Origin of the sequence: Pseudomonas sp. dw_612, from assembly GCF_018449725.1 — a bacterium.
Classification (GTDB): domain Bacteria; phylum Pseudomonadota; class Gammaproteobacteria; order Pseudomonadales; family Pseudomonadaceae; genus Aquipseudomonas.
The window spans coordinates 1-20,196 of the sequence record NZ_JAAVVC010000013.1 but is presented as its reverse complement, the minus strand read 5'-3'; the positions used below and the strand labels follow the sequence as shown (position 1 = coordinate 20,196).

Annotated in this window: 20 protein-coding genes and 1 pseudogene; 11 read left to right on the top strand and 10 right to left on the bottom strand. The window is 58.9% G+C overall.

Features of this window, described 5'->3' with window-relative positions; all coding sequences use genetic code 11:
* Positions 1-52: 52 nt before the first annotated feature.
* Positions 53-1,534, top strand: a complete 1,482-nt coding sequence (gene trpE / locus HB680_RS19660; RefSeq protein WP_213940200.1) for an anthranilate synthase component I — start codon at positions 53-55, stop codon at positions 1,532-1,534.
* A 15-nt stretch (positions 1,535-1,549) separates the two neighbouring features.
* A pseudogene (locus HB680_RS33115) lies at positions 1,550-1,639 on the top strand (DUF4381 domain-containing protein); the annotation flags it as partial.
* Between the two features lie 64 nt (positions 1,640-1,703).
* Here HB680_RS33115 and estP read toward each other — a convergent pair.
* Entirely contained in the window at positions 1,704-3,614 is a 1,911-nt protein-coding gene (gene estP, locus HB680_RS19655; RefSeq protein ID WP_213940199.1) for an esterase EstP, read from the bottom strand.
* A gap of 408 nt (positions 3,615-4,022) precedes the next feature.
* Here estP and HB680_RS19650 point away from each other — a divergent pair, with 408 nt between their 5' ends.
* From HB680_RS19650 to HB680_RS19635, 4 genes are all read left to right on the top strand, one after another.
* Positions 4,023-4,616 carry an aminodeoxychorismate/anthranilate synthase component II gene (locus tag HB680_RS19650; RefSeq protein WP_213940198.1) on the top strand — a complete coding sequence of 198 codons (594 nt, stop codon included), beginning with the start codon at positions 4,023-4,025 and terminating at the stop codon, positions 4,614-4,616.
* A gap of 9 nt (positions 4,617-4,625) precedes the next feature.
* Positions 4,626-5,675 carry an anthranilate phosphoribosyltransferase gene (gene trpD, locus HB680_RS19645; RefSeq protein ID WP_213940197.1) on the top strand — a complete coding sequence of 350 codons (1,050 nt, stop codon included), beginning with the start codon at positions 4,626-4,628 and terminating at the stop codon, positions 5,673-5,675.
* A complete protein-coding gene (gene trpC / locus HB680_RS19640) occupies positions 5,672-6,508 on the top strand; it encodes an indole-3-glycerol phosphate synthase TrpC (RefSeq protein ID WP_213940196.1) in 837 nt (278 codons plus the stop codon). The genes trpD and trpC overlap by 4 nt, the downstream gene beginning before the upstream one ends.
* Before the next feature lie 139 nt (positions 6,509-6,647).
* Positions 6,648-7,349, top strand: a complete 702-nt coding sequence (locus HB680_RS19635) for a lipoate--protein ligase family protein (protein ID WP_213940195.1) — start codon at positions 6,648-6,650, stop codon at positions 7,347-7,349.
* Here the strand turns inward: HB680_RS19635 and crp are convergent.
* On the bottom strand, positions 7,346-7,990 hold the full coding sequence (gene crp / locus HB680_RS19630) for a cAMP-activated global transcriptional regulator CRP (RefSeq protein ID WP_054044118.1): 645 nt from the start codon (positions 7,988-7,990) through the stop codon (positions 7,346-7,348). The two genes, HB680_RS19635 and crp, sit on opposite strands and share 4 nt — an antisense overlap.
* 249 nt (positions 7,991-8,239) lie before the next feature.
* On the opposite strand from crp, the gene HB680_RS19625 reads away from it, so the two are divergent.
* Both HB680_RS19625 and speD read left to right on the top strand, forming a co-directional pair.
* Positions 8,240-8,662 carry an OsmC family protein gene (locus HB680_RS19625; RefSeq protein ID WP_007941657.1) on the top strand — a complete coding sequence of 141 codons (423 nt, stop codon included), beginning with the start codon at positions 8,240-8,242 and terminating at the stop codon, positions 8,660-8,662.
* Between the two features lie 240 nt (positions 8,663-8,902).
* Positions 8,903-9,697, top strand: a complete 795-nt coding sequence (gene speD / locus HB680_RS19620) for an adenosylmethionine decarboxylase (RefSeq protein WP_213940194.1) — start codon at positions 8,903-8,905, stop codon at positions 9,695-9,697.
* Between the two features lie 179 nt (positions 9,698-9,876).
* On the opposite strand, the gene coq7 is transcribed toward speD, so the two are convergent.
* The 6 genes from coq7 to hemJ all read right to left on the bottom strand — a co-directional run bounded on the left by coq7 (position 9,877) and on the right by hemJ (position 14,498).
* Entirely contained in the window at positions 9,877-10,524 is a 648-nt protein-coding gene (gene coq7, locus HB680_RS19615) for a 2-polyprenyl-3-methyl-6-methoxy-1,4-benzoquinone monooxygenase (RefSeq protein ID WP_123410512.1), read from the bottom strand.
* A gap of 191 nt (positions 10,525-10,715) precedes the next feature.
* Positions 10,716-11,054: a histidine triad nucleotide-binding protein gene (locus HB680_RS19610; RefSeq protein WP_056726663.1), complete on the bottom strand. Its 339-nt coding sequence runs from the start codon at positions 11,052-11,054 to the stop codon at positions 10,716-10,718.
* Positions 11,055-11,136: 82 nt separating this feature from the next.
* On the bottom strand, positions 11,137-11,925 hold the full coding sequence (locus HB680_RS19605) for an SDR family oxidoreductase (protein ID WP_213940193.1): 789 nt from the start codon (positions 11,923-11,925) through the stop codon (positions 11,137-11,139).
* Between the two features lie 62 nt (positions 11,926-11,987).
* Positions 11,988-12,974 carry a DUF805 domain-containing protein gene (locus HB680_RS19600; RefSeq protein WP_213940192.1) on the bottom strand — a complete coding sequence of 329 codons (987 nt, stop codon included), beginning with the start codon at positions 12,972-12,974 and terminating at the stop codon, positions 11,988-11,990.
* Between the two features lie 92 nt (positions 12,975-13,066).
* The gene (locus HB680_RS19595) at positions 13,067-14,035 is read right to left on the bottom strand and encodes a nitronate monooxygenase family protein (protein ID WP_213940191.1); all 969 of its coding nucleotides are present in this window, start codon (positions 14,033-14,035) and stop codon (positions 13,067-13,069) included.
* Between the two features lie 34 nt (positions 14,036-14,069).
* Positions 14,070-14,498, bottom strand: coding sequence for a protoporphyrinogen oxidase HemJ (hemJ, locus tag HB680_RS19590; protein ID WP_213940190.1), 429 nt, complete (start codon positions 14,496-14,498; stop codon positions 14,070-14,072).
* A gap of 135 nt (positions 14,499-14,633) precedes the next feature.
* On the opposite strand from hemJ, the gene argC reads away from it, so the two are divergent.
* Both argC and erpA read left to right on the top strand, forming a co-directional pair.
* A complete protein-coding gene (gene argC / locus HB680_RS19585) occupies positions 14,634-15,668 on the top strand; it encodes an N-acetyl-gamma-glutamyl-phosphate reductase (protein ID WP_123512992.1) in 1,035 nt (344 codons plus the stop codon).
* Positions 15,669-15,836: 168 nt separating this feature from the next.
* On the top strand, positions 15,837-16,187 hold the full coding sequence (gene erpA, locus HB680_RS19580; protein WP_007947969.1) for an iron-sulfur cluster insertion protein ErpA: 351 nt from the start codon (positions 15,837-15,839) through the stop codon (positions 16,185-16,187).
* A gap of 80 nt (positions 16,188-16,267) precedes the next feature.
* Here the strand turns inward: erpA and HB680_RS19575 are convergent, their stop codons facing one another.
* Together HB680_RS19575 and HB680_RS19570 are read right to left on the bottom strand one after the other, a co-directional pair.
* Positions 16,268-17,359, bottom strand: coding sequence for an anhydro-N-acetylmuramic acid kinase (locus tag HB680_RS19575; RefSeq protein ID WP_213940189.1), 1,092 nt, complete (start codon positions 17,357-17,359; stop codon positions 16,268-16,270).
* A 3-nt stretch (positions 17,360-17,362) separates the two neighbouring features.
* Positions 17,363-18,781, bottom strand: coding sequence for a peptidoglycan DD-metalloendopeptidase family protein (locus tag HB680_RS19570; protein WP_213940188.1), 1,419 nt, complete (start codon positions 18,779-18,781; stop codon positions 17,363-17,365).
* A gap of 210 nt (positions 18,782-18,991) precedes the next feature.
* On the opposite strand from HB680_RS19570, the gene tyrS reads away from it, so the two are divergent.
* Positions 18,992-20,191, top strand: a complete 1,200-nt coding sequence (gene tyrS, locus HB680_RS19565) for a tyrosine--tRNA ligase (protein WP_213940187.1) — start codon at positions 18,992-18,994, stop codon at positions 20,189-20,191.
* Positions 20,192-20,196 lie beyond the last annotated feature (5 nt).

Below are 20,196 nucleotides of genomic sequence, written 5' to 3'. Positions count from 1 at the left end.
CCGGCGCGTTTGCATACCTGACTGTTAGACCCTCAAGCCACGAGGCTACCCCATGATCCGCGAAGAATTCCTGCGTTTGGCCGCTGCCGGCTACAACCGTATCCCGATGGCCTGTGAAACCCTGGCCGACTTCGACACACCGCTGTCGATCTACCTGAAACTGGCCGACCAGCCCAACTCCTACCTGCTGGAGTCGGTGCAGGGCGGTGAGAAATGGGGCCGTTACTCGATCATCGGCCTGCCGTGCCGCACGGTGTTGCGGGTTCACGATCACCACGTCAGCGTGACCCACGACGGCGTCGAGATCGAAAGCCATGAAGCCGAAGATCCGCTGGCCTTCGTCGAAGAGTTCAAGGCGCGCTACAACGTCCCGACCATCCCTGGCCTGCCGCGTTTCAATGGCGGGCTGGTGGGTTATTTCGGTTATGACTGCGTGCGTTATGTGGAGAAGCGTCTGGGCAAGTGCCCGAACCCGGATCCGCTGGGTGTGCCGGACATTCTGCTGATGGTTTCCGATGCGGTGGTGGTGTTCGACAACCTCGCCGGCAAGATGCACGCGATTGTCCTCGCCGACCCGGCGCAGGCCGATGCTTTCGAGCAAGGCCAGGCGCGCCTGGAAGCCCTGCTGGAACAACTGCGCCAGCCGATCACCCCGCGTCGCGGCCTGGATTTCAGCAAGCAGCAATCGGCTGATCCGGTGTTCCGTTCGAGCTTCACCCAGGATGATTACGAAAAAGCCGTCGATACCATCAAGGAATACATCCTGGCCGGTGACTGCATGCAGGTCGTGCCGTCCCAACGCATGTCGATCGACTTCAAGGCTGCGCCGATTGATCTGTACCGGGCGCTGCGCTGCTTCAACCCGACGCCTTACATGTACTTCTTCAACTTCGGCGACTTCCATGTCGTCGGCAGTTCGCCGGAAGTACTGGTGCGGGTCGAAGACAACCTGATCACCGTGCGCCCGATCGCTGGCACCCGCCCACGCGGGGCAAACGAGGAGGCGGATCTGGCGCTGGAAAAAGACCTGTTGTCGGACGACAAGGAAATCGCCGAGCACTTGATGCTCATCGACCTCGGCCGGAACGACACGGGCCGGGTTTCGGAAATCGGTTCGGTGAAACTCACCGAGAAGATGGTGATCGAGCGTTATTCCAATGTGATGCACATCGTGTCCAACGTCACCGGGCAATTGAAGGCCGGGCTGACCGCGATGGATGCACTGCGGGCGATTCTGCCGGCGGGCACCTTGTCGGGTGCGCCGAAGATTCGCGCGATGGAAATCATCGACGAACTGGAGCCGGTCAAGCGTGGCGTCTACGGCGGGGCGGTCGGTTACTTTGCCTGGAACGGCAACATGGACACCGCGATTGCGATCCGCACCGCAGTGATCAAGGACGGAGAACTGCACGTGCAGGCCGGTGGCGGCATCGTTGCCGACTCGGTGCCGGCGCTGGAATGGGAAGAAACCCTGAACAAACGCCGCGCGATGTTCCGTGCGGTGGCCCTCGCCGAGCAAACCCCGGACACCTGATTCCACACATAACCTGTGGGAGCGGGCTTGCTCGCGAAGAGGCCCTGTCAGTCGACATCAATGTTGAATGACATACCGCCTTCGCGAGCAAGCCCGCTCCCACAGGGATTGCACCGGCATAAAAAAACGCGGCACCTGTAAGGGCGCCGCGTTTTTTATGGCCTGGGGTTTAGAAGTCCAGACTGACCCCAACATTGACGCCTTGCTGGGTAAAGTCATCATCCTTGCGAATGTCATAGCTGGCGCGCAATGCCAGGTCCTTGGTGAGGTTGTGGCTCACACCCAGGTTCAAGCGGTTCAGATTGGTCTGCGGGGTGTAGCCGGCCAGGGTGTAGCGGTTGTTCGGCAGGCTGTTGAGGTTCATGGTCACGTTCTGGGTATCGTCGTTGTACTCACGCTCGTGAGCCAGTTCGCCGAAGACCTGGGTCTGCGAGGTGATCTGGTATTTGCCCTGGATCCCGAGGCCAAGGCGCCGGGAAATACGTGACTGATCATCGAAGGTCAGCGCCGTGGAGTCGGCGCCATCTTCCGAGTAACCATCGACTTCAACCTTGGCGAAGTCAGCGCTCACGAACGGCGACAGGTGCCACGGGCTGCTCGCCAATGGTGCGATGTCGTAACCCAGGCGGCCGCTGATGGCGACCAGGTAACCGTCGGTATCGCCTTTCTCCCCACGTTCGTTGACCCCCAACTGGAATTTGCGTTTCAGGCTGTCGTAGTCCAGATGCCCGGCCGTCAGCGCCGCGTCGCCCCACCAGCGGTTTTGCTGGTACTGGGCGAAAGCGGTGCCCATATAAGTGTTGAGCTTGTAATCCGAATCGTTGTCGCCGGCCTCGAGTTTCTGGTTGTAGAAACCAGCGGCCAGGCCCACGCGCCATGCATCGTTGAGCCGGTAACTGCCGCCGATGTTCAGGTTGGCGCCGTTGCCGTCAGCACTGGCGCCACTGCGCTGGCTGTCGAAGTCCTGATGCTGGCCGCCGGCGGCGACAATCGCCCGCCATTGACCCACGCCTTGCCAGTTTTCCCAATCCGCCAGCCACTGGTTGCGCAATTCATCCTGATGGGAGCGCAACGTACCTTGGGCCATTTGCGGCAACAGGGTTGCTTCCCAGGGTGCGGACAGCAGCGAATAGGCGTAATCGGCAATCAGGCGCTGCCCGGCTTCAGTCGGGTGCACCGAGTCGTTGTAGATCAGCTTGGTCGGGTCCGGCGTAGCGCTGTTGATGCCGTAGCGGGCGTTTTCGGTGCAACTGTTGCCGCTGAAGCAGGTGGCGCTCAGGTTTTGATCGGTAGCCAGGCCGAACTGCCCCGGGTTGGCAAACGTCTCTTTGAGCAGCACCGGAATGTTCAGCGGGATGATATTGGCGTTGATGCCCTGCAGTTGGCTCACCAGCTCGGTGTTGAACTGATTGCTGAGCTGGGAAGTGAACGCTTGCAGTGGCGAACCGTTGAACGCGGGGGTAAAGCCGATATCCGGCAGCAGCCAGACCATGATGTAGCGGGCGCCGGCCGTTTGCAGGGCTTGTGCGCTGCTGGCCAGGCGGTCAGCGGCGGCGCTGGCCTGGGGCAGGCTGGTCACGCGGCCCTGAAGGAAGTCGTTACCACCGCCCGAGAGGTAATACAGCGCATTCGGGTCGGCGCGGAGGTTGTTCGACGGCAGATAGCCCGCTCGTGTGCGTTCGCCGGTGGCGGAGGTGCCAGTGATCGAATCGAGGATCTGGTCGGTGCGATAACCGCCGACCGCCCAGTTGTTGCCGTCGGGCAGGCCTTCGTTGGCGCGTACGGCCGAAGACGAAGACGCTGTCTGGTCCGGTGAGTACCCCAGTTTTCCCCCGAGAATTTGCGTGGCATTGAGTGAGCGCTCTTCACCGCTGCCGTCCAGGTAGACCGGACCGGTGCGGTTGGTGAAACGCTGGGTCGATCCGGCAGGCCCGCCGGTGTCGGCAAACGTCCCGGCGTCGTTGAGGCTGTCGCCAAACACCACGAAGTTCGAATAAGGGTTGGGCGCTGCATTCGCCTGGGCGCAGGCCATGGCGAGCAGACAACTGGCGAGCGGTACAAACAACGTCTGTTTGATCATGTGCAAGTCCGTTTTATTTATTGTTGTAGAGAACAAAACGACAGTACCAAAAACTTCCGGCCTTTTGCCATCTGTCGTGAAGCCTTCATTTGTTTCGCCAGCCTTCGCGCGCGCCATATTGCACGCTCTGCCCAGCTAAGTTACTGTGCCAAGACGTATGAATGAGACCTTTCCCGTGTTGATCATCAGCAAACTCCTGGATCAAGTCATCAAGGCACACGCCCGCTGGCGTTGGCGCGCCTGAATTCTTTTGCCGGCCTCGCCGGACCTGTACCGTTTTGCCTTCTTTACCTGTATGAAATGCCGCTTTGCTGGCGCCACTCCAGCACCTGACAAAGCGCAGCACACTGCGGGTCATCATTCGAAGGCTGTCTTAAAAGTCAGTGAATTCAAGAGGTTTCCATCGCCATGTTGCTGATGATCGATAACTACGACTCTTTTACCTACAACGTTGTGCAGTACCTCGGTGAGCTTGGCTCCCAGGTTAAAGTTGTGCGCAACGATGAACTCACCATTGCCGAAATCGAAGCCCTCAACCCTGAGCGCATCGTTGTGTCCCCCGGTCCTTGCACGCCGACCGAAGCCGGCATCTCCATCGAAGCGATCAAGCACTTCGCCGGCAAACTGCCGATCCTCGGCGTTTGCCTCGGTCACCAGTCCATCGGCCAGGCCTTTGGCGGTGACGTGGTGCGCGCCCGTCAGGTCATGCACGGTAAGACTAGTCCGGTATTCCACGAGGACAAGGGTGTTTTCGAAGGGCTGAACCGGCCGTTGATCGTCACCCGTTACCACTCGCTGATCGTCAAGCGCGAAACCCTGCCTGACTGTCTGGAGCTGACCGCCTGGACCCAGCTCGAAGACGGCTCGGTCGATGAAATCATGGGGCTGCGCCACAAGACGCTGAACATCGAGGGGGTGCAATTTCACCCTGAATCGATCCTCACCGAGCAGGGCCACGAACTGTTCGCCAACTTCCTCAAACAAACCGGCGGCACGCGCTAAGGACTTTTCATGAACATCAAGACAGCCCTGAGCCGTATCGTCGATCACCTCGACCTCAGCACCGATGAAATGCGCGATGTCATGCGCGAAATCATGACCGGGCAATGCACGGACGCGCAGATCGGCGCGTTCATGATGGCCATGCGCATGAAGAGCGAAAGCATCGACGAAATCGTTGGCGCGGTGTCGGTCATGCGCGAGCTGGCGGACAAGGTCGAACTCAAGACCCTCGACGGCGTCGTCGATGTCGTCGGCACCGGCGGTGACGGTGCAAATATTTTCAACGTGTCCACCGCTTCTTCCTTCGTGGTCGCGGCGGCCGGTTGCACGGTGGCCAAGCACGGTAACCGTGCCGTCTCGGGCAAAAGCGGCAGTGCTGACTTGCTGGAGGCGGCCGGGATCTACCTGAACCTGACGCCGATCCAGGTGGCACGCTGCATCGACAACGTCGGCATCGGTTTCATGTTTGCCCAAACTCACCACAGTGCGATGAAGTACGCCGCCGGTCCGCGCAAGGATCTTGGCCTGCGCACCCTGTTCAACATGCTCGGCCCGCTTACGAATCCGGCCGGCGTGAAACATCAGGTGGTGGGCGTGTTCAACCCGGCGTTGTGCCGGCCATTGGCCGAAGTCTTGCAACGTCTGGGCAGTAAACATGTGTTGGTGGTGCACTCGAAGGATGGCCTGGACGAATTCAGCCTGGCCGCGCCAACGTTTGTCGCGGAACTGAAGAACGACCAGATCACTGAATATTGGGTTGAGCCGGAAGACCTGGGCATGAAGAGCCAGAGCCTGCATGGCCTTGCGGTCGACAGCCCGGCCGCGTCCCTCGAACTGATTCGCGATGCCCTGGGCAAGCGCAAGACCGAGAACGGCCAGAAAGCCGCCGAGATGATTGTGCTCAATGCCGGTGCCGCGCTGTATGCCGCTGACCACGCAACAAGTTTGAAAGAGGGCGTTGCCCTGGCGCACGACGCGCTGCACACCGGCCTCGCTCGGGAGAAACTCGAGGAGTTGGGTGCGTTTACCGCGGTATTTCGAGTGGAGAATGAGGGATGAGTGTACCGACGGTTCTGGAAAACATTCTGGCCCGCAAGGTCCAGGAAGTTGCCGAGCGTAGCGCCCGTGTCAGCCTGGCCGAGCTGGAAAGCCTGGCCAAGGCAGCCGATGCTCCCCGTGGTTTCGCCAAGGCACTGATCGCCCAGGCCAAGCTCAAGCAGCCGGCGGTGATTGCCGAGATCAAGAAAGCTTCTCCGAGCAAAGGCGTGATCCGCGAGAACTTCGTTCCTGCCGACATCGCAAGGAGCTACGAGAAGGGCGGCGCCACGTGCCTGTCGGTTCTGACCGATATCGATTATTTCCAGGGCGCCGATGCGTATCTGCAACAGGCGCGTGCGGCGTGCAAGTTGCCGGTGATCCGCAAGGATTTCATGATCGACCCGTACCAGATCGTTGAAGCCCGGGCCCTGGGCGCTGACTGCGTGCTGTTGATCGTCTCCGCCCTGGACGACGTGAAAATGGCCGAGTTGGCGGCGGTGGCCAAAAGCGTCGGCCTCGATGTACTGGTGGAAGTTCACGACGGCGACGAGTTGGAGCGGGCCTTGAAAACCCTCGACACGCCGCTGGTCGGCGTGAACAACCGCAACCTGCACACCTTCGACGTCAACCTGGAAACCACCCTCGACCTGTTGCCGCGCATTCCTCGTGATCGCCTGGTGATTACCGAGAGCGGAATTTTCAACCGGGCCGATGTCGAGCTGATGGAAATCAGCGACGTGTACGCGTTCTTGGTCGGCGAAGCCTTTATGCGTGCCGAAAGCCCTGGGACTGAACTGCAGCGGTTGTTCTTCCCTGAGCGTGGTTCGGCGGTGAGTGGCTCCACACTCGACTGAGTGCAGACCGATCAACCGCGGTGCGCCCTTCGCGAGCAAGCCCGCTCCCACATTGGAATGCGTTCCCCTTGTGGGAGCGGGCTTGCTCGCGAAGGGGCACTCAAAACCCCCAAAGATTTTATGTCTTGCGGAGTAGCTCATGTTCCAGCCGACCATTCTGACCACCGAAGCCGGCCTCCTCGCCGAACAGGACCTGCTGGCCTCCGTCTGCACCGGCGACTCAGAATTCAGCCTGCTGTTCTGGCAACCCAACGACCGAGCACTGGTCATGCCACGCCGCTTGAATCGCCTGCCACAATTCGAATCCGCCTGCGAAGTCTCCGCTGCCGCTGGTTGGCCAGTACTGCTGCGCGAAACCGGCGGCGAACCGGTCCCGCAATCATCCTCGACCATCAACATCGCACTGGTCTACGCGCCACCCCGCAGCGAAGGCGACCAGAACCGGATCGAAACCGCCTATCGCCGACTCTGCGATCCGATTTGTCAGTTGCTGGATGAACTCGGTGGCACGTCATCTCTGGGCGAAGTTGAAGGCGCGTTCTGCGATGGCCGTTTCAACGTCAACCTCGACGGTCGAAAAATGGTCGGCACTGCCCAACGCTGGCGTCAGAGCAAGAGCGGCACGCGCCCGGTCGGGTTGGTGCACGGCGCATTGCTGCTGGATAACGAGCGGGAATCGATGGTGGCGGCGGTCAACCGCTTCAATGAGGCGTGTGGCCTGGAGCAGCGGGTTCGCGCCGAAAGCCACATCGCCCTGCATGAAAAATTTGCCGCGCCTGATGCACTGGAACGCCTCGACGCGCTGTACCGCCAGTTGCTGGCGGAGATGTACGAGGTTTAGCGCGTGCCGAAGACCACCATGGTCTTGCCTTTGACATCCACCAGGTTGCGCTCCTCAAGATCCTTGAGCACGCGGCCGACCATCTCCCGGGAACACCCGACAATCCGCCCGATTTCCTGACGGGTCACCTTGATCTGCATGCCGTCCGGGTGGGTCATGGCGTCGGGCTGCTTGCACAATTCCAGCAGGCAGCGGGCGACACGACCGGTCACATCAAAGAATGCGAGGTCGCCGACCTTGCGCGTGGTATTGCGCAGACGCTGTGCGATTTGTCCGCTGAGTACGTAAAGAATGTCTGGATCTTGCTGGGACAGTTCGCGGAACTTCGCGTAGCTGATTTCCGCCACTTCGCATTCGACCTTGGCGCGCACCCAGGCACTGCGCTCCTGTTCCAGGCCGGCCTGTTCAAATAACCCGAGCTCACCGAAGAAGTCCCCGGCGTTCAGGTACGAGATGATCATCTCGCGGCCGTCGTCGTCCTCGATCAGGATGGTGACCGAGCCTTTAATGATGAAGAACAGCGTGTCCGAGCGGTCGCCGGCACAGATGATGTTGCTCTTGGCCGCATAACGACGGCGCTGGCAATGCATCAACAGTTTGTCGAGGTTCTTGATTTTGGGTGTGGGGGTAATAGCAACCATGGTTGTATCCCGAAAAGACTGCACGGTGTTTTGGTTTTTTTGTAGGAGCGGGTGAAGCCTGCGATTTTTGCATTCGCTTCATAGCTGGCTAAGCGCCAGTGAATTGGCGCCAGCTTAACAGACACATTCCTACAAGATTTGAGAATTTACCTACGAGACTGGCACGTCCGTCCTAGGATGGCGAGGCGCTGTCCTGGCGGGGCCTTGTGCTAAGCTGGCGACCCTTTTTTATACAGTGGAGTCTTGGCGATGAAGGCACGCATCCAATGGGCTGGTGAAGCCATGTTCCTCGGTGAATCCGGTAGCGGTCATGTCGTGGTCATGGACGGTCCGCCGGACGCCGGTGGCCGTAACCTGGGTGTACGCCCGATGGAAATGCTCCTGCTGGGGGTAGGCGGTTGCAGCAATTTCGATGTGGTGAGCATCCTCAAGAAGTCCCGCCAGGCCGTCGAGAGCTGCGAAGCCTTCCTCGAAGCCGAGCGCGCGACCGAAGATCCAAAGGTTTTCACCAAGATACACATGCACTTCGTGGTCAAGGGCCGTGGCCTGAAAGAAGCCCAGGTCAAACGCGCCATCGAACTGTCTGCCGAGAAGTATTGCTCGGCCTCAATCATGCTCGGCGCGGCTGGCGTGGCCATCACCCACGACTACGAGATCATCGAGCTCGGTTGATTCGACATTCAACTATCATAAAAGCAGTGCAGACTCTGGCGATCCATAGCTGACGTCTGCATAAAGCGCCACTTTTTTTCAGGGGCGTGGCCCGTCACCCGACAGGCCATGCATCCGAACAGATAACCAAAATTGCCATCGCGAAGAGGTGTTAACCGTCCTACGCAGCTGCGTTGTTCGCATCTGACGGGCATGCTTGATCACGCGGCCCGGGCCGCAATACATAGAGAGTTTTTAACGGTGAAAAGCAAACTCAAGCTCCACGGGTTCAATAACCTGACAAAGACCTTGAGCTTCAACATCTATGACATCTGCTACGCGGAAACCCCGCAAGATCAGCAGGCTTACGTCGAGTACATCAATGAAGAGTACAACGCGAAGCGCCTGACGCAGATCCTCACAGAAGTTGTCGATATCATTGGTGCCAACATCCTGAACATTGCCAGTCAGGATTATGATCCGCAGGGCGCCAGCGTCACGATTCTGATTTCTGAAGAGCCGGTAACCCCGACCGCCAGCCAGATCGAAGAGTCCCCGGGCCCGTTGCCCGAGATTATTCTGGCCCACCTCGACAAGAGCCACATCACGGTGCACACCTACCCGGAAATCCATCCGGTGGACGGTATCGCAACATTCCGTGTGGACATCGACGTGTCGACGTGTGGTGTCATTTCACCGCTAAAAGCGCTCAACTTTCTGATTCACCAGTTCGATTCGGACATCGTGACCGTGGATTATCGCGTGCGCGGTTTCACCCGTGACGTTGAAGGCAAAAAGCACTTCATCGACCACGAGATCAATTCGATCCAGAACTACCTCTCCGGAGACACCCGCGACAGTTACCAGATGACTGACGTGAACGTGTACCAGGAAAACCTGTTCCACACCAAAATGCTGCTGAAGAATTTCGAACTGGATAACTACCTGTTCGGCGACGCCACCAGCAGCCTGTCCACTGAGCAACGTGCCCAGGTGACCGATCGTGTGAAACACGAAATGCTGGAAATCTTCTACGCGCGCAACATGCCGACCTAAGGTTTTCGAGTACAAAAAAAGGCGACTGCCTCACGGTAGTCGCCTTTTTATTGTGGTCTGCCTGATGAACCGTGCGATGGCCTTCGCGAGCAAGCCCGCTCCCACATTAGAACGGCGAACACAGGTCCAATGTGGGAGCGGGCTTGCTCGCGAAGAGGCCCGGTCAGGCAATCGAGAAATCAGATCCGATAAGTACTCTTGGTCATCACCTTGGCCAGCAAACTCATCCCGAACTTCACCGGCGCCGGGAAGCGGAAACCGCCAGCATCGAGTGCGCTTTCCGCATGGTGTTCTTCATCAATACGCATCTGCTCAAGAATCGCCCGGGATTTTTCATCCTCGGCCGGCAATTGCTCAAGGTGTTCGTTCAGGTGTTTGCACACCTGATGCTCGGTAGCCGCAACAAATCCCAGGCTGACCTTATCGCTGATCAGACCGGCCACAGCACCAATCCCGAACGACATGCCATAAAACAGCGGATTCAGAATGCTGGTGTGACTGCCCAACTGGTGGATGCGTTGTTCGCACCACACCAGGTGATCGATTTCTTCTTCAGCGGCATGTTCCATGGCGGCGCGCACGTGCGGCAGCTTGGCGGTCAGGGCCTGGCCCTGATACAGCGCCTGGGCGCAGACTTCGCCGGTATGGTTGATGCGCATCAGACCGGCAACGTGCCGGGTGTCTTCGTCGCTCATTTGCGTTTCAGGCTGCACGATGGCTGGCGACGGACGGTACGGCTGGCCACTGAAAGGCAGCAGGGTACGCATCGCGGCATCGGCTTGCAGCAGAAGACGGTCAATCGGCGAGTAGTGACGTTGGGTAGTCATGCTGACCTCCGGGAGGAATCTCGGCGGCCAGTTTAACCGAATCGGCCGGGGAAGGTTTGCGCTGGGTCATTGGAGCGCCGCGATCTGTAGGAGCGAGGCTTGCCCGCGAGGAACGATAACGCGGTTTGTCTGAATGACCGCGTCGGCGCATTTCGCGGGCAAGCCTTGCTCCTACAGGGTAGGGCGGTGAATCAACCCGGCGGCCAGTGCATCTGGCGCTGACCCAGCACGTGCATATGAATGTGATAGACAGTCTGCCCACCTTCTTCATTGCAATTCATGACAACGCGGAAACCTTTTTCGCAGCCCAACTCCAGCGCCAGGCGTTGGGCGGTGAACAGGATATGCCCGGCCAGCGTCTTGTCGTCTTCAGTCAGGTCATTGAGGGTACGCACCGGTTTTTTCGGGATCACCAGAAAATGTACCGGCGCCTGTGGGGCGATGTCGTGGAAGGCCAGTACCTGGTCGTCCTCGTAAATGATCTTGGCCGGGATTTCCCGGTTGATGATCTTGGTGAACAGAGTATCCACAGCTGTTTTCTCCGTTGTTTGGGCTGGCCTGAGTGTACCCATGGGGGCAGACCCGAGCCCAGCCTTTTACCTTCAGTGGTATTTAGCGCGGGCAGTAGGCCTTGTTGACCATGCCGGAGATTGTCCGGTTGAGCCATCGTGAGCCGATTCTGGGCAGGAAGGCGAACCAGCGATTCAACCTTCCGGGAATAATGATCGCGCGATTTTTTTCCAGGGCGCGCACGGTGTACAGCGCGACTTCCTCCGGACTCATCAGCAGCCTGCTGTCGGTCACTTTTACGGTGTCCAGTTGTGCCGTGTGGAAAAACCCCGTGCGCGTCGGGCCGGGGCATAGCACCGACACCTTGACCGCGCATTTCTTCAGCTCAACACGCAAACCTTCGGAAAAGTGCAGCACGTACGCCTTACTCGCGTAGTAAGTGCTCATCCAGGGGCCGGGGTGGAATGCGGCCACCGAAGCGACGTTCAAAATCTGCCCGCCGCCCTGGAGGGCCATGCTGTTTCCGATGGCGTGGCACAGCCGGGTGAGGGCCAGGATGTTGACTTCGATCAAGTCCTGCTCGGTCATCCAGTCCTGGGCCAGGAACGGGCCGCACGTACCGATGCCGGCGCAGTTGACCAGCAAATCGATCTGCCGATCGCCTTCCTCCAGTTCCAGCAGAAACCCGGACAGCCTTAACGGCTCGCCCAGGTCGCAAGCGCGGAATAACACTTCAACGCCAAACCGTTGAGTCAGTTCAATCGCAATACTTTCAAGCTGATCACGTTGTCGGGCCACCAGAATCAGGCTGCGGCCGCGCCGGGCCAGCGCTTCGGCCATCGCCAGGCCGATGCCACTGGAGGCGCCAGTGATCAGAGCGTAACGGGTCATGCAGTTCTCCATCGCAACAGCTCCGCGCCGGCAACGCAGGTGTCACGGGCGGGGAGCACTGTTCATTCTTTCGCAGAGTCTACAGGGGGCTGGGCTTCTTCGGCTGCATCCGCTGCATCGTCGGCCGCATTTGGTGCTTGTTCCGCTTCGTCGGCCGGCTCGACTTCGACCTCATCGGTGGTGACCGAGCCGCTGTCGTAGCTGGTTTCGGCTGCGTTTTCGTACTCTTGCTGGATAGCCGTGATACCCCCGGCCAGCGCCCCGATGAGGATGATCGCGATAAATGCGACCCAGAGCCAGGCCAGCACCTTGACCGCCGTGCTGTTCGGCGGAGGCGGTGCGCCGTACTGATTGGCGGTGGCGTTACCCGGAACCACCATGATCACGAACGGAAAGAAGCTGCCCACGAATGGCACAAGATTCAACAGCCAGAGCCACCCGGACCAGCCGATGTCGTGCAGACGCTGGACACTGAACTGGATACTGACGAACGCGAGCGCCACGACAAGAATGAAGACCAGCAGGCCACCGAGAATCAGCCCCGCAGTCGAGTCAGTGCTGATAAGCGCAAGACCGAAAATCGCCAGCACCGAACCCACGGCCAGCGTCACCAGGGTCAGCGCCATCGTCCAGGCCAGGAACCGCACGCGGCCGATTCGGCCTTCGAAGCTGAACGGTTTGAGGGTGGCGAACTCCGGCAACTTTTCACCGACGGATGCCCGTGGCGGGGCATACGGCGATTCAGGGTCCGCAGATATCGTCTGGTAACTGGCGGGGGCATGTTCGTGAACCTCGGACAGGTTCAGTTCGATCGATGGCTCGGCTTCGATTCGGGCACTAATGCCGGTCTTCGTCAGCGCCTGGAGATAGCTCTGTGCGTCAAGCTGTGACAGGTCGCGTTTCAGCGCGACCGTACGGCCGCTGAACAGCCGTTCGATGGCGGCGACGTCGCTTTTGAACAGTTCGGCGAGGTTGAGTTTGGCGGTGGTGGCGTCAACACCCGGCAGCAGAGCGCCGTCGAAGACGATCTTGAAACGGTTTTCGCTCATGTCCGAGGCATCCTTGTCGCGCAGGTGTGGAGAAGGGTTGTTGCGATCGTGCAATGTAAGGCCAGCCAAAAGGGGCTGGCCTGATATTGCTTTCAGCGCGGCCAGCGTTTGGGCAGCAGTGCCGCCAATTCGAGCGCTTTGCGGTACTCCGCGTCCAGCCGTGCGACCAATTGATCGACACTCGGCAGGTCATCGATTTCCCCAACGCCCTGGCCGGCAGACCATACGGTTTTCCAGGCTTTGGCTTCATCGCTTATAGGCTTGAGTTTGGAGCCGAAGTTCACTTCGCCTTTACCTTGCAGTGCCGCCATGTCGAAACCAGCCGCCTCCAGGCTCTGGCGCATGAAACTCGCCGGTACGCCCGACACCGCTGGAGTATGCACGATGTCTGCGGCTCTGGAAGTCAGCAACATCTCCTTGTAGGCGTCAGGCGCATGACTTTCAGTGGTGCCGATAAATCGCGTGCCGAAGTAGGCCAAATCCGCGCCGAGCAATTGCGCGGCGAGAATCTCGTGGCCATGGTTCAGGCATCCGGCCAGCAGCAGGGTCTTGTCGAAGAACTGGCGAATCTCGGCGATCAGCGAAAACGGACTCCAGGTCCCTGCGTGCCCACCGGCACCCGCGGCCACGGCGATCAAACCGTCCACGCCGGCTTCGGCGGCTTTCTCGGCATGGCGACGCGTCGTCACATCGTGAAACACCAAGCCGCCATAACTGTGCACAGCATCGACCAATTCTTTCACGGCACCGAGGCTGGTGATCACGATCGGCACTTTGTGCTCGATGCAGATCGCTAGGTCGGCCTGCAGTCGTGGGTTGGTGTTGTGAACGATCAGATTGACCGCATAAGGCGCCGGGTTCTCCAGTGTCGCCAGTCCCGCTTCGATCTCTTCCAGCCAGGCCTTGAAGCCGCTGCTTTCGCGCTGGTTCAACGCAGGAAAGCTGCCCACCACGCCATTGCGGCAGCAGGCCAGCACCAATTGAGGATTGGAAATCAGGAACATCGGCGCGGCCACTACCGGCAGACGCAGACGTTGTTCGAGCAGAGCGGGCAGCGACATTGGAAGTACCCCGGTAAGTTGCGGCTTATTGAGTTTAAAACGGTCGAACGACGACCAGAATTACGATAGCCAGCAATATCAGAACCGGCACTTCATTGAACCAGCGATAAAAGACATGGCTGCGAGTGTTTTCGCCACGGGCAAAGCGTTTTACCTGGGCGCCGCACATGTGGTGGTAGCCGATCAGGATCACCACGAGGGTCAACTTGGCGTGGATCCACGCGCCTTGGCTGAAGATGCTCGGGTTGAGGTAGATCAGTGCGATGCCGAAGATCAGGGTGGCGATCATCGCCGGGCCCATGATGCCGCGGTACAGCTTGCGCTCCATGATGCTGAAGCGTTCCTTGCTGACGCTGTCTTCGCTTTGCGCGTGATAAACGAACAGGCGCGGCAGGTAAAACAGGCCGGCAAACCAGCAGACCATGCTGACGATATGAAACGCTTTGAGCCACAGATAGAGCATTTTTAGTTATTCCCAGGTTCACGGTAGCGAGGATAGTAGGTGGTAGAGCGTCCGCACGTCACCTTGCCGGTTGTCGCAGGACGATACGGGCCCTATTATCGACGGCTTTCCAGTGGGTTCGTTGAGGGCAGGTTTATGGTCAAGGTCGGTATCGTCGGCGGCACGGGTTACACCGGTGTCGAACTACTGCGTCTGTTGGCGCAGCATCCGCAAGCTGAAGTGGTGGTGATCACTTCCCGATCCGAGGCCGGTCTGGCCGTGGCTGATATGTACCCGAACCTGCGCGGTCACTACGATGGCTTGGCGTTCAGCGTTCCGGACATCAAGACCCTGGGCGCCTGCGACGTGGTGTTTTTCGCCACCCCCCACGGTGTTGCTCATGCATTGGCCGGTGAACTGCTGGCTGCAGGGACCAAGGTTATCGACCTGTCGGCGGACTTCCGTCTGCAAGATGCCGATGAGTGGGCCAAGTGGTACGGTCAGCCGCACGGTGCGCCTGAGTTGCTGGAAGAGGCGGTCTATGGCCTGCCGGAAGTCAATCGCGAGCAGATCAAGCAAGCGCGCCTGATCGCTGTACCGGGTTGCTACCCAACCGCCACGCAATTGGGTTTCCTGCCATTGCTCGAAGCGGGTCTGGCGGACACGTCCCGTCTGATCGCTGACTGCAAATCCGGTGTCAGCGGTGCCGGTCGTGGTGCGGCGGTAGGTTCGCTGTACTCCGAGACGTCGGAAAGCATGAAGGCCTACGCCGTCAAAGGTCACCGCCACCTGCCGGAAATTCGCCAGGGCCTGCGTCGCGCATCGGGCAAGGACGTCGGCCTGACCTTCGTTCCGCACCTGACGCCGATGATTCGCGGCATTCACTCGACGCTGTACGCGACTGTCGTCGATCGCTCGGTGGATCTGCAGGCGCTGTTTGAAAAGCGTTATGCCAACGAACCGTTCGTCGATGTGATGCCGGCGGGCAGCCACCCGGAAACCCGCAGCGTGCGCGGTGCCAACGTTTGCCGTATTGCCGTGCATCGCCCGCAGGATGGTGACCTGGTGGTGGTGCTGTCGGTGATCGATAACCTGGTCAAGGGCGCGTCGGGTCAGGCGGTACAAAACCTGAACATCCTGTTCGGGCTGGATGAGCGTCTGGGCCTGTCCCACGCAGGCATGCTGCCTTAAGGCTTTATTCCGCTCAGCAAAAAGGCCCGTCTAAAGGGCCTTTTTGCATTCTGGATCGGCAATTGGTTCGATTGATATATCGTAACAATAGTTGACCAATTTTCTAGGAGAAGCGGATAATGCCCGTCATCACGCATTATGGCGGCGTAACGCCGGGAGATAGTTAGCATGAGCGTCGAATCCTTCACCCCCACGGCTTTGCAATTCACCCACGGTGCCGCGCACAAGGTGAAGAGCCTGGTCGATGAAGAGGGGAATGATCGCTTGAAGCTGCGCGTATTCGTTACGGGCGGTGGTTGTTCAGGTTTCCAGTACGGCTTCACCTTCGATGAAGAAGTGGCCGATGACGACACCATCGTCGAGCGCGAAGGTGTGAGTCTGGTGGTCGATCCGATGAGCTTCCAGTACCTGGCAGGTGCCGAGGTGGATTATCAGGAAGGTCTGGAAGGCTCGCGTTTCGTGATCAAGAATCCGAACGCCAGCACAACCTGTGGCTGCGGGTCTTCGTTCTCGATCTGATCGCGCGTCACCGAATGACAAAACGCCGCAGGGCTTCACAGTCCTGCGGCGTTTTGCTGTCCGGGATTCGCTCGGGATGGTCAGGCGGGATAGATGGCGCCGAGTACGCGCAAGCCACGGGCGCCGGTGACGCTCGGGCGATTGGCGGCGATGCCTTCCAGGCAGCAATGGGCCAGCCAGGCGAAAGCCATCGCTTCGACCCAGTCCGGGTCGACGCCATAAGTTGCGGTGCTGCTGACCTTGGCATTGGGTAACAAGCTTGCCAAGCGGGCCATTAGCGTCGCGTTGTGCGCGCCACCCCCACAGACCAGCAATTCCCGTGTATCTGATTGGGCGCTTTGCAGCGACTCGACGATGGTCAGGGCGGTCAATTCGAGCAGGGTTGCCTGTACGTCTTCAGCGGCGAAGGCGGGCAAGTGCGACAGGTGTTGCGTCAGCCAAGGCAGGTTGAACACTTCGCGGCCGGTGCTCTTGGGGCCTTTCGTCACGAAGAACGGGTCGCTGAGTAGTTCGCTCAACAAGGACGGTTCGACTTTGCCGCTGGCCGCCCATTGGCCATCGCGATCGAAATTGTCGCCCCGTTGCTGGTGAATCCAGGCATCCAGCAGCACATTCCCCGGGCCGCAGTCGAAACCGGCTACAGGTTTGCCGGGCTCGATCAGGCTGAGATTGCTGAAACCGCCGACGTTCAGTACCGCGCGGTTACCTGGTTGTTCTTCAAATAAAGCTTCGTGGAAGGCTGGAACCAGTGGCGCGCCCTGGCCGCCGGCGGCGACGTCGCGGCTGCGGAAGTCGCTGACCACGGTGATGCCGGTCAGCTCAGTCAGCAGGGCGGGGTTGCCGATTTGCACCGTGAAACCGCGCGCCGGTTCGTGGCGAATGGTCTGGCCGTGGCTGCCAATCGCGCGAATGTCTTCGGGTTTCAGGTTTTGTTGGTCGAGGAGCGTATGAATGCCCTGGGCGGCCAGTTTCACCCAGTTTTGCTGGGCGATGGCGGAGCGGGCAATCTCGTCCGGGCCGCTGGCGCACAGGCCAAGCAGCTCGGTGCGCAGGGATTCAGGCATGGGGATGTAGTGCGTGGCGATCAGCTTGATCGCCGTTGTTTGCTCGATCAGCGCAACGTCCAGGCCATCGAGGCTGGTCCCGGACATCACACCTATATAGAGAGTCATGGCTTAGCGTTTGCTCGAAGCCAGCATGGTGGCTTTCTCTTGGTCCATGCGCGCCATCAACGGCTGGCTTTGTGCCAGGAAACGCGAACGCTCGGCCTTGGCGATCGGATCCGCCATCGGCAGCTTCTGGCCCAATGGATCGACGTGGACACCGTTGACCTGGAACTCATAGTGCAGATGCGGGCCGGTAGACAGGCCGGTGGTGCCGATATAGCCGATCACTTGGCCTTGCTTAACGCTGCCGCCAGTCTGCACGCCTTTGGCGAAGCCCTGCATGTGGCCATACAGCGTACGGTAAGTGTTGCCGTGCTGAATGATGATGGTGTTGCCGTAGCCGCCGCGGCGACCGGCCAATAGCACTTTTCCGTCACCGGTAGCCTTGATTGGTGTGCCGCGTGGTGCTGCGTAATCGACGCCTTTATGGGCGCGGATCTTGTTCAGGATCGGGTGTTTGCGGCCCATGGAGAATTTCGAGCTGATGCGGGCGAAGTCCACCGGGGTACGGATGAATGCCTTGCGCATGCTGTTGCCGTCAGCGGTGTAATAGCTACTGTTGCCTTGTTTGTTGGTGTAACGCACGGCGGTGTAGGTCTTGCCGCGGTTAGTGAAGCGTGCGGAAAGGATTGGACCATTGCCGACAGCCTTGCCGTTGACGACTTTCTGTTCGTAGATCACGTCGAACTCGTCGCCCTGTCGAATATCCTGGGCGAAGTCGACGTCGTAGCCAAACACGCTGGCCATGTCCATGGTCAGGCTGTGGGACAGACCGGCACGAGCGGCAGACTGCGACAACGAGCTGTTGATCACGCCATGAACGTAGGCAGAGCGCACGGTCGGTTTGGCGGTAATGCGGTTGAACACATAACCCTTGTCATTCTTGGTCAGGGTAATGCTTTCGAGGTCGCTGAGCTTGCTGTGCAGGTTGGTCAGCTGGCCTTCGGGGTTCAATTCAAACTCGAGCTTCTGGCCATGTTTGAGCTGACTGAACTGCTTGGCTTGCTTGTCGCTGGCCAGGATTTCATGCACGGAGGCGGCCGGGAGACCGACTTTTTCGAACAGAGTGGATAGGGTGTCGCCTTTGCCTACGATCACTTCTTTGTGATTCGGGGCTTTCTTCGGCTCGACCACTGGCTCAGGCGCGGCCTGGGCGGTTTCCTTGGTGTCTTCGGCGCTGTCTTCGATCTGCGCGAAAGGCGAAGCTGCCGGCTCATTTGTGGCTTGAACGGTTTCTGCGGCGTCTTGATCTTGTGTCAGTTGTTCAGCAGGACTTTCCAGTTCAAGGCTCAGGGTTGTCTTTTTGGCTTCAACATCACTGGAAGGGAATACCAGGAGCGCCAGACTGAGAAGGGCGGCGATGCCACTTGCGGCAAGCAGGTGGGTCTTCGGGTAAAGCGGCGGCGCTTTAGACGGTTCTGTGGTCATAGGTAATTTTGACTTTGAAAAGATGAATTGGAAAAGATGAATGACATGATGAAGATGAAATAACTGTATAAAATATAACCAAATCATCTCTGAAGCAAGCCTGCGGATGCTCTGTCCGTGGATTGGCGTGCGTGCGCCGGGCAAAACTTGTATTTGGTGCGCGATCTTGTATGGTTGGTTCCCTTTGAATCTGAGCCTTGCGGGTCTGTTATGAAGTCGGTTGAAGAGCAGCTAGCGCTGATCAAACGTGGTGCGGAAGAACTGTTGGTCGAGTCCGAGCTGATCGAAAAGCTCAAGCGTGGCCAGCCGCTGCGTATTAAGGCGGGCTTCGATCCGACTGCGCCGGATTTGCACCTGGGTCACACGGTGCTTATTAATAAGCTGCGCCAGTTCCAGGAACTGGGTCACCAGGTGATCTTCCTTATAGGTGACTTCACCGGGATGATCGGTGATCCGAGTGGCAAGAGTGCTACCCGTCCTCCGCTGACCCGCGAGCAGGTTCTCGAGAATGCCGAGACCTACAAGACTCAAGTCTTCAAGATTCTGGATCCTGCCAAAACCGAGGTGGCGTTCAACTCCACTTGGATGGACCAGATGGGGCCGGCCGACTTCATTCGCCTGACCTCGCAATACACCGTAGCTCGCATGCTCGAACGCGACGATTTCGATAAGCGCTACACCACCAATCAGCCCATCGCCATTCATGAGTTCCTCTATCCGCTGGTTCAGGGTTATGACTCGGTTGCTTTGCGTGCGGATGTTGAGCTGGGCGGTACGGATCAGAAGTTCAACTTGCTGATGGGGCGTGAGCTGCAGCGTGGTTATGGCCAGGAGCCGCAGTGCATTCTGACCATGCCGTTGCTTGAAGGTCTGGATGGCGTGAAGAAGATGTCCAAGTCGTTGGGCAACTACGTCGGTATCCAGGAAGCGCCGGGTGTGATGTACAGCAAGCTGGTTTCCATTCCGGATGCGCTGATGTGGCGCTATTTCGAGCTGCTCAGCTTCCGTTCCATGGATGAGGTCAATGCCTTCCGGGCTGATGTCGAGGCGGGTGCCAATCCGCGGGACATCAAGATCAAGCTGGCCGAAGAGATCGTTGCGCGTTTCCATGGTGAAGAGGCTGCGGCCAATGCTCACCGTGCGGCGGGTAACCGTATGAAGGAGGGCGAGCTTCCGGATGATCTGCCAGAGATCGAGTTGTCTGCTACTGAGGATATGCCGATTGCGGCCGTCCTTAATAAGGCTGGGCTGGTTAAGAACTCGGCAGTGGCGCGCGACCTTCTGAATTCTGGTGGTGTGCGTATAGATGGTGAAGTTGTCGATCGCACCTTTATATACGTACTGGGTGCGACCCATGTTTGCCAGGCCGGGAAGAAGGCATTTGCGCGTATTACGCTCAAATCCGAATAAAGCCG

What these genes read in the sequence shown, in the direction of transcription:
- trpE (WP_213940200.1), top strand. Translation starts at nt 53, where the DNA reads ATGATCCGCGAAGAATTCCTGCGTTTGGCCGCTGCCGGCTACAACCGT.
- estP (WP_213940199.1), bottom strand. Translation starts at nt 3,614, where the DNA reads ATGATCAAACAGACGTTGTTTGTACCGCTCGCCAGTTGTCTGCTCGCC.
- HB680_RS19650 (WP_213940198.1), top strand. Translation starts at nt 4,023, where the DNA reads ATGTTGCTGATGATCGATAACTACGACTCTTTTACCTACAACGTTGTG.
- trpD (WP_213940197.1), top strand. Translation starts at nt 4,626, where the DNA reads ATGAACATCAAGACAGCCCTGAGCCGTATCGTCGATCACCTCGACCTC.
- trpC (WP_213940196.1), top strand. Translation starts at nt 5,672, where the DNA reads ATGAGTGTACCGACGGTTCTGGAAAACATTCTGGCCCGCAAGGTCCAG.
- HB680_RS19635 (WP_213940195.1), top strand. Translation starts at nt 6,648, where the DNA reads ATGTTCCAGCCGACCATTCTGACCACCGAAGCCGGCCTCCTCGCCGAA.
- crp (WP_054044118.1), bottom strand. Translation starts at nt 7,990, where the DNA reads ATGGTTGCTATTACCCCCACACCCAAAATCAAGAACCTCGACAAACTG.
- HB680_RS19625 (WP_007941657.1), top strand. Translation starts at nt 8,240, where the DNA reads ATGAAGGCACGCATCCAATGGGCTGGTGAAGCCATGTTCCTCGGTGAA.
- coq7 (WP_123410512.1), bottom strand. Translation starts at nt 10,524, where the DNA reads ATGACTACCCAACGTCACTACTCGCCGATTGACCGTCTTCTGCTGCAA.
- HB680_RS19605 (WP_213940193.1), bottom strand. Translation starts at nt 11,925, where the DNA reads ATGACCCGTTACGCTCTGATCACTGGCGCCTCCAGTGGCATCGGCCTG.
- HB680_RS19600 (WP_213940192.1), bottom strand. Translation starts at nt 12,974, where the DNA reads ATGAGCGAAAACCGTTTCAAGATCGTCTTCGACGGCGCTCTGCTGCCG.
- HB680_RS19595 (WP_213940191.1), bottom strand. Translation starts at nt 14,035, where the DNA reads ATGTCGCTGCCCGCTCTGCTCGAACAACGTCTGCGTCTGCCGGTAGTG.
- hemJ (WP_213940190.1), bottom strand. Translation starts at nt 14,498, where the DNA reads ATGCTCTATCTGTGGCTCAAAGCGTTTCATATCGTCAGCATGGTCTGC.
- argC (WP_123512992.1), top strand. Translation starts at nt 14,634, where the DNA reads ATGGTCAAGGTCGGTATCGTCGGCGGCACGGGTTACACCGGTGTCGAA.
- erpA (WP_007947969.1), top strand. Translation starts at nt 15,837, where the DNA reads ATGAGCGTCGAATCCTTCACCCCCACGGCTTTGCAATTCACCCACGGT.
- HB680_RS19575 (WP_213940189.1), bottom strand. Translation starts at nt 17,359, where the DNA reads ATGACTCTCTATATAGGTGTGATGTCCGGGACCAGCCTCGATGGCCTG.
- HB680_RS19570 (WP_213940188.1), bottom strand. Translation starts at nt 18,781, where the DNA reads ATGACCACAGAACCGTCTAAAGCGCCGCCGCTTTACCCGAAGACCCAC.
- tyrS (WP_213940187.1), top strand. Translation starts at nt 18,992, where the DNA reads ATGAAGTCGGTTGAAGAGCAGCTAGCGCTGATCAAACGTGGTGCGGAA.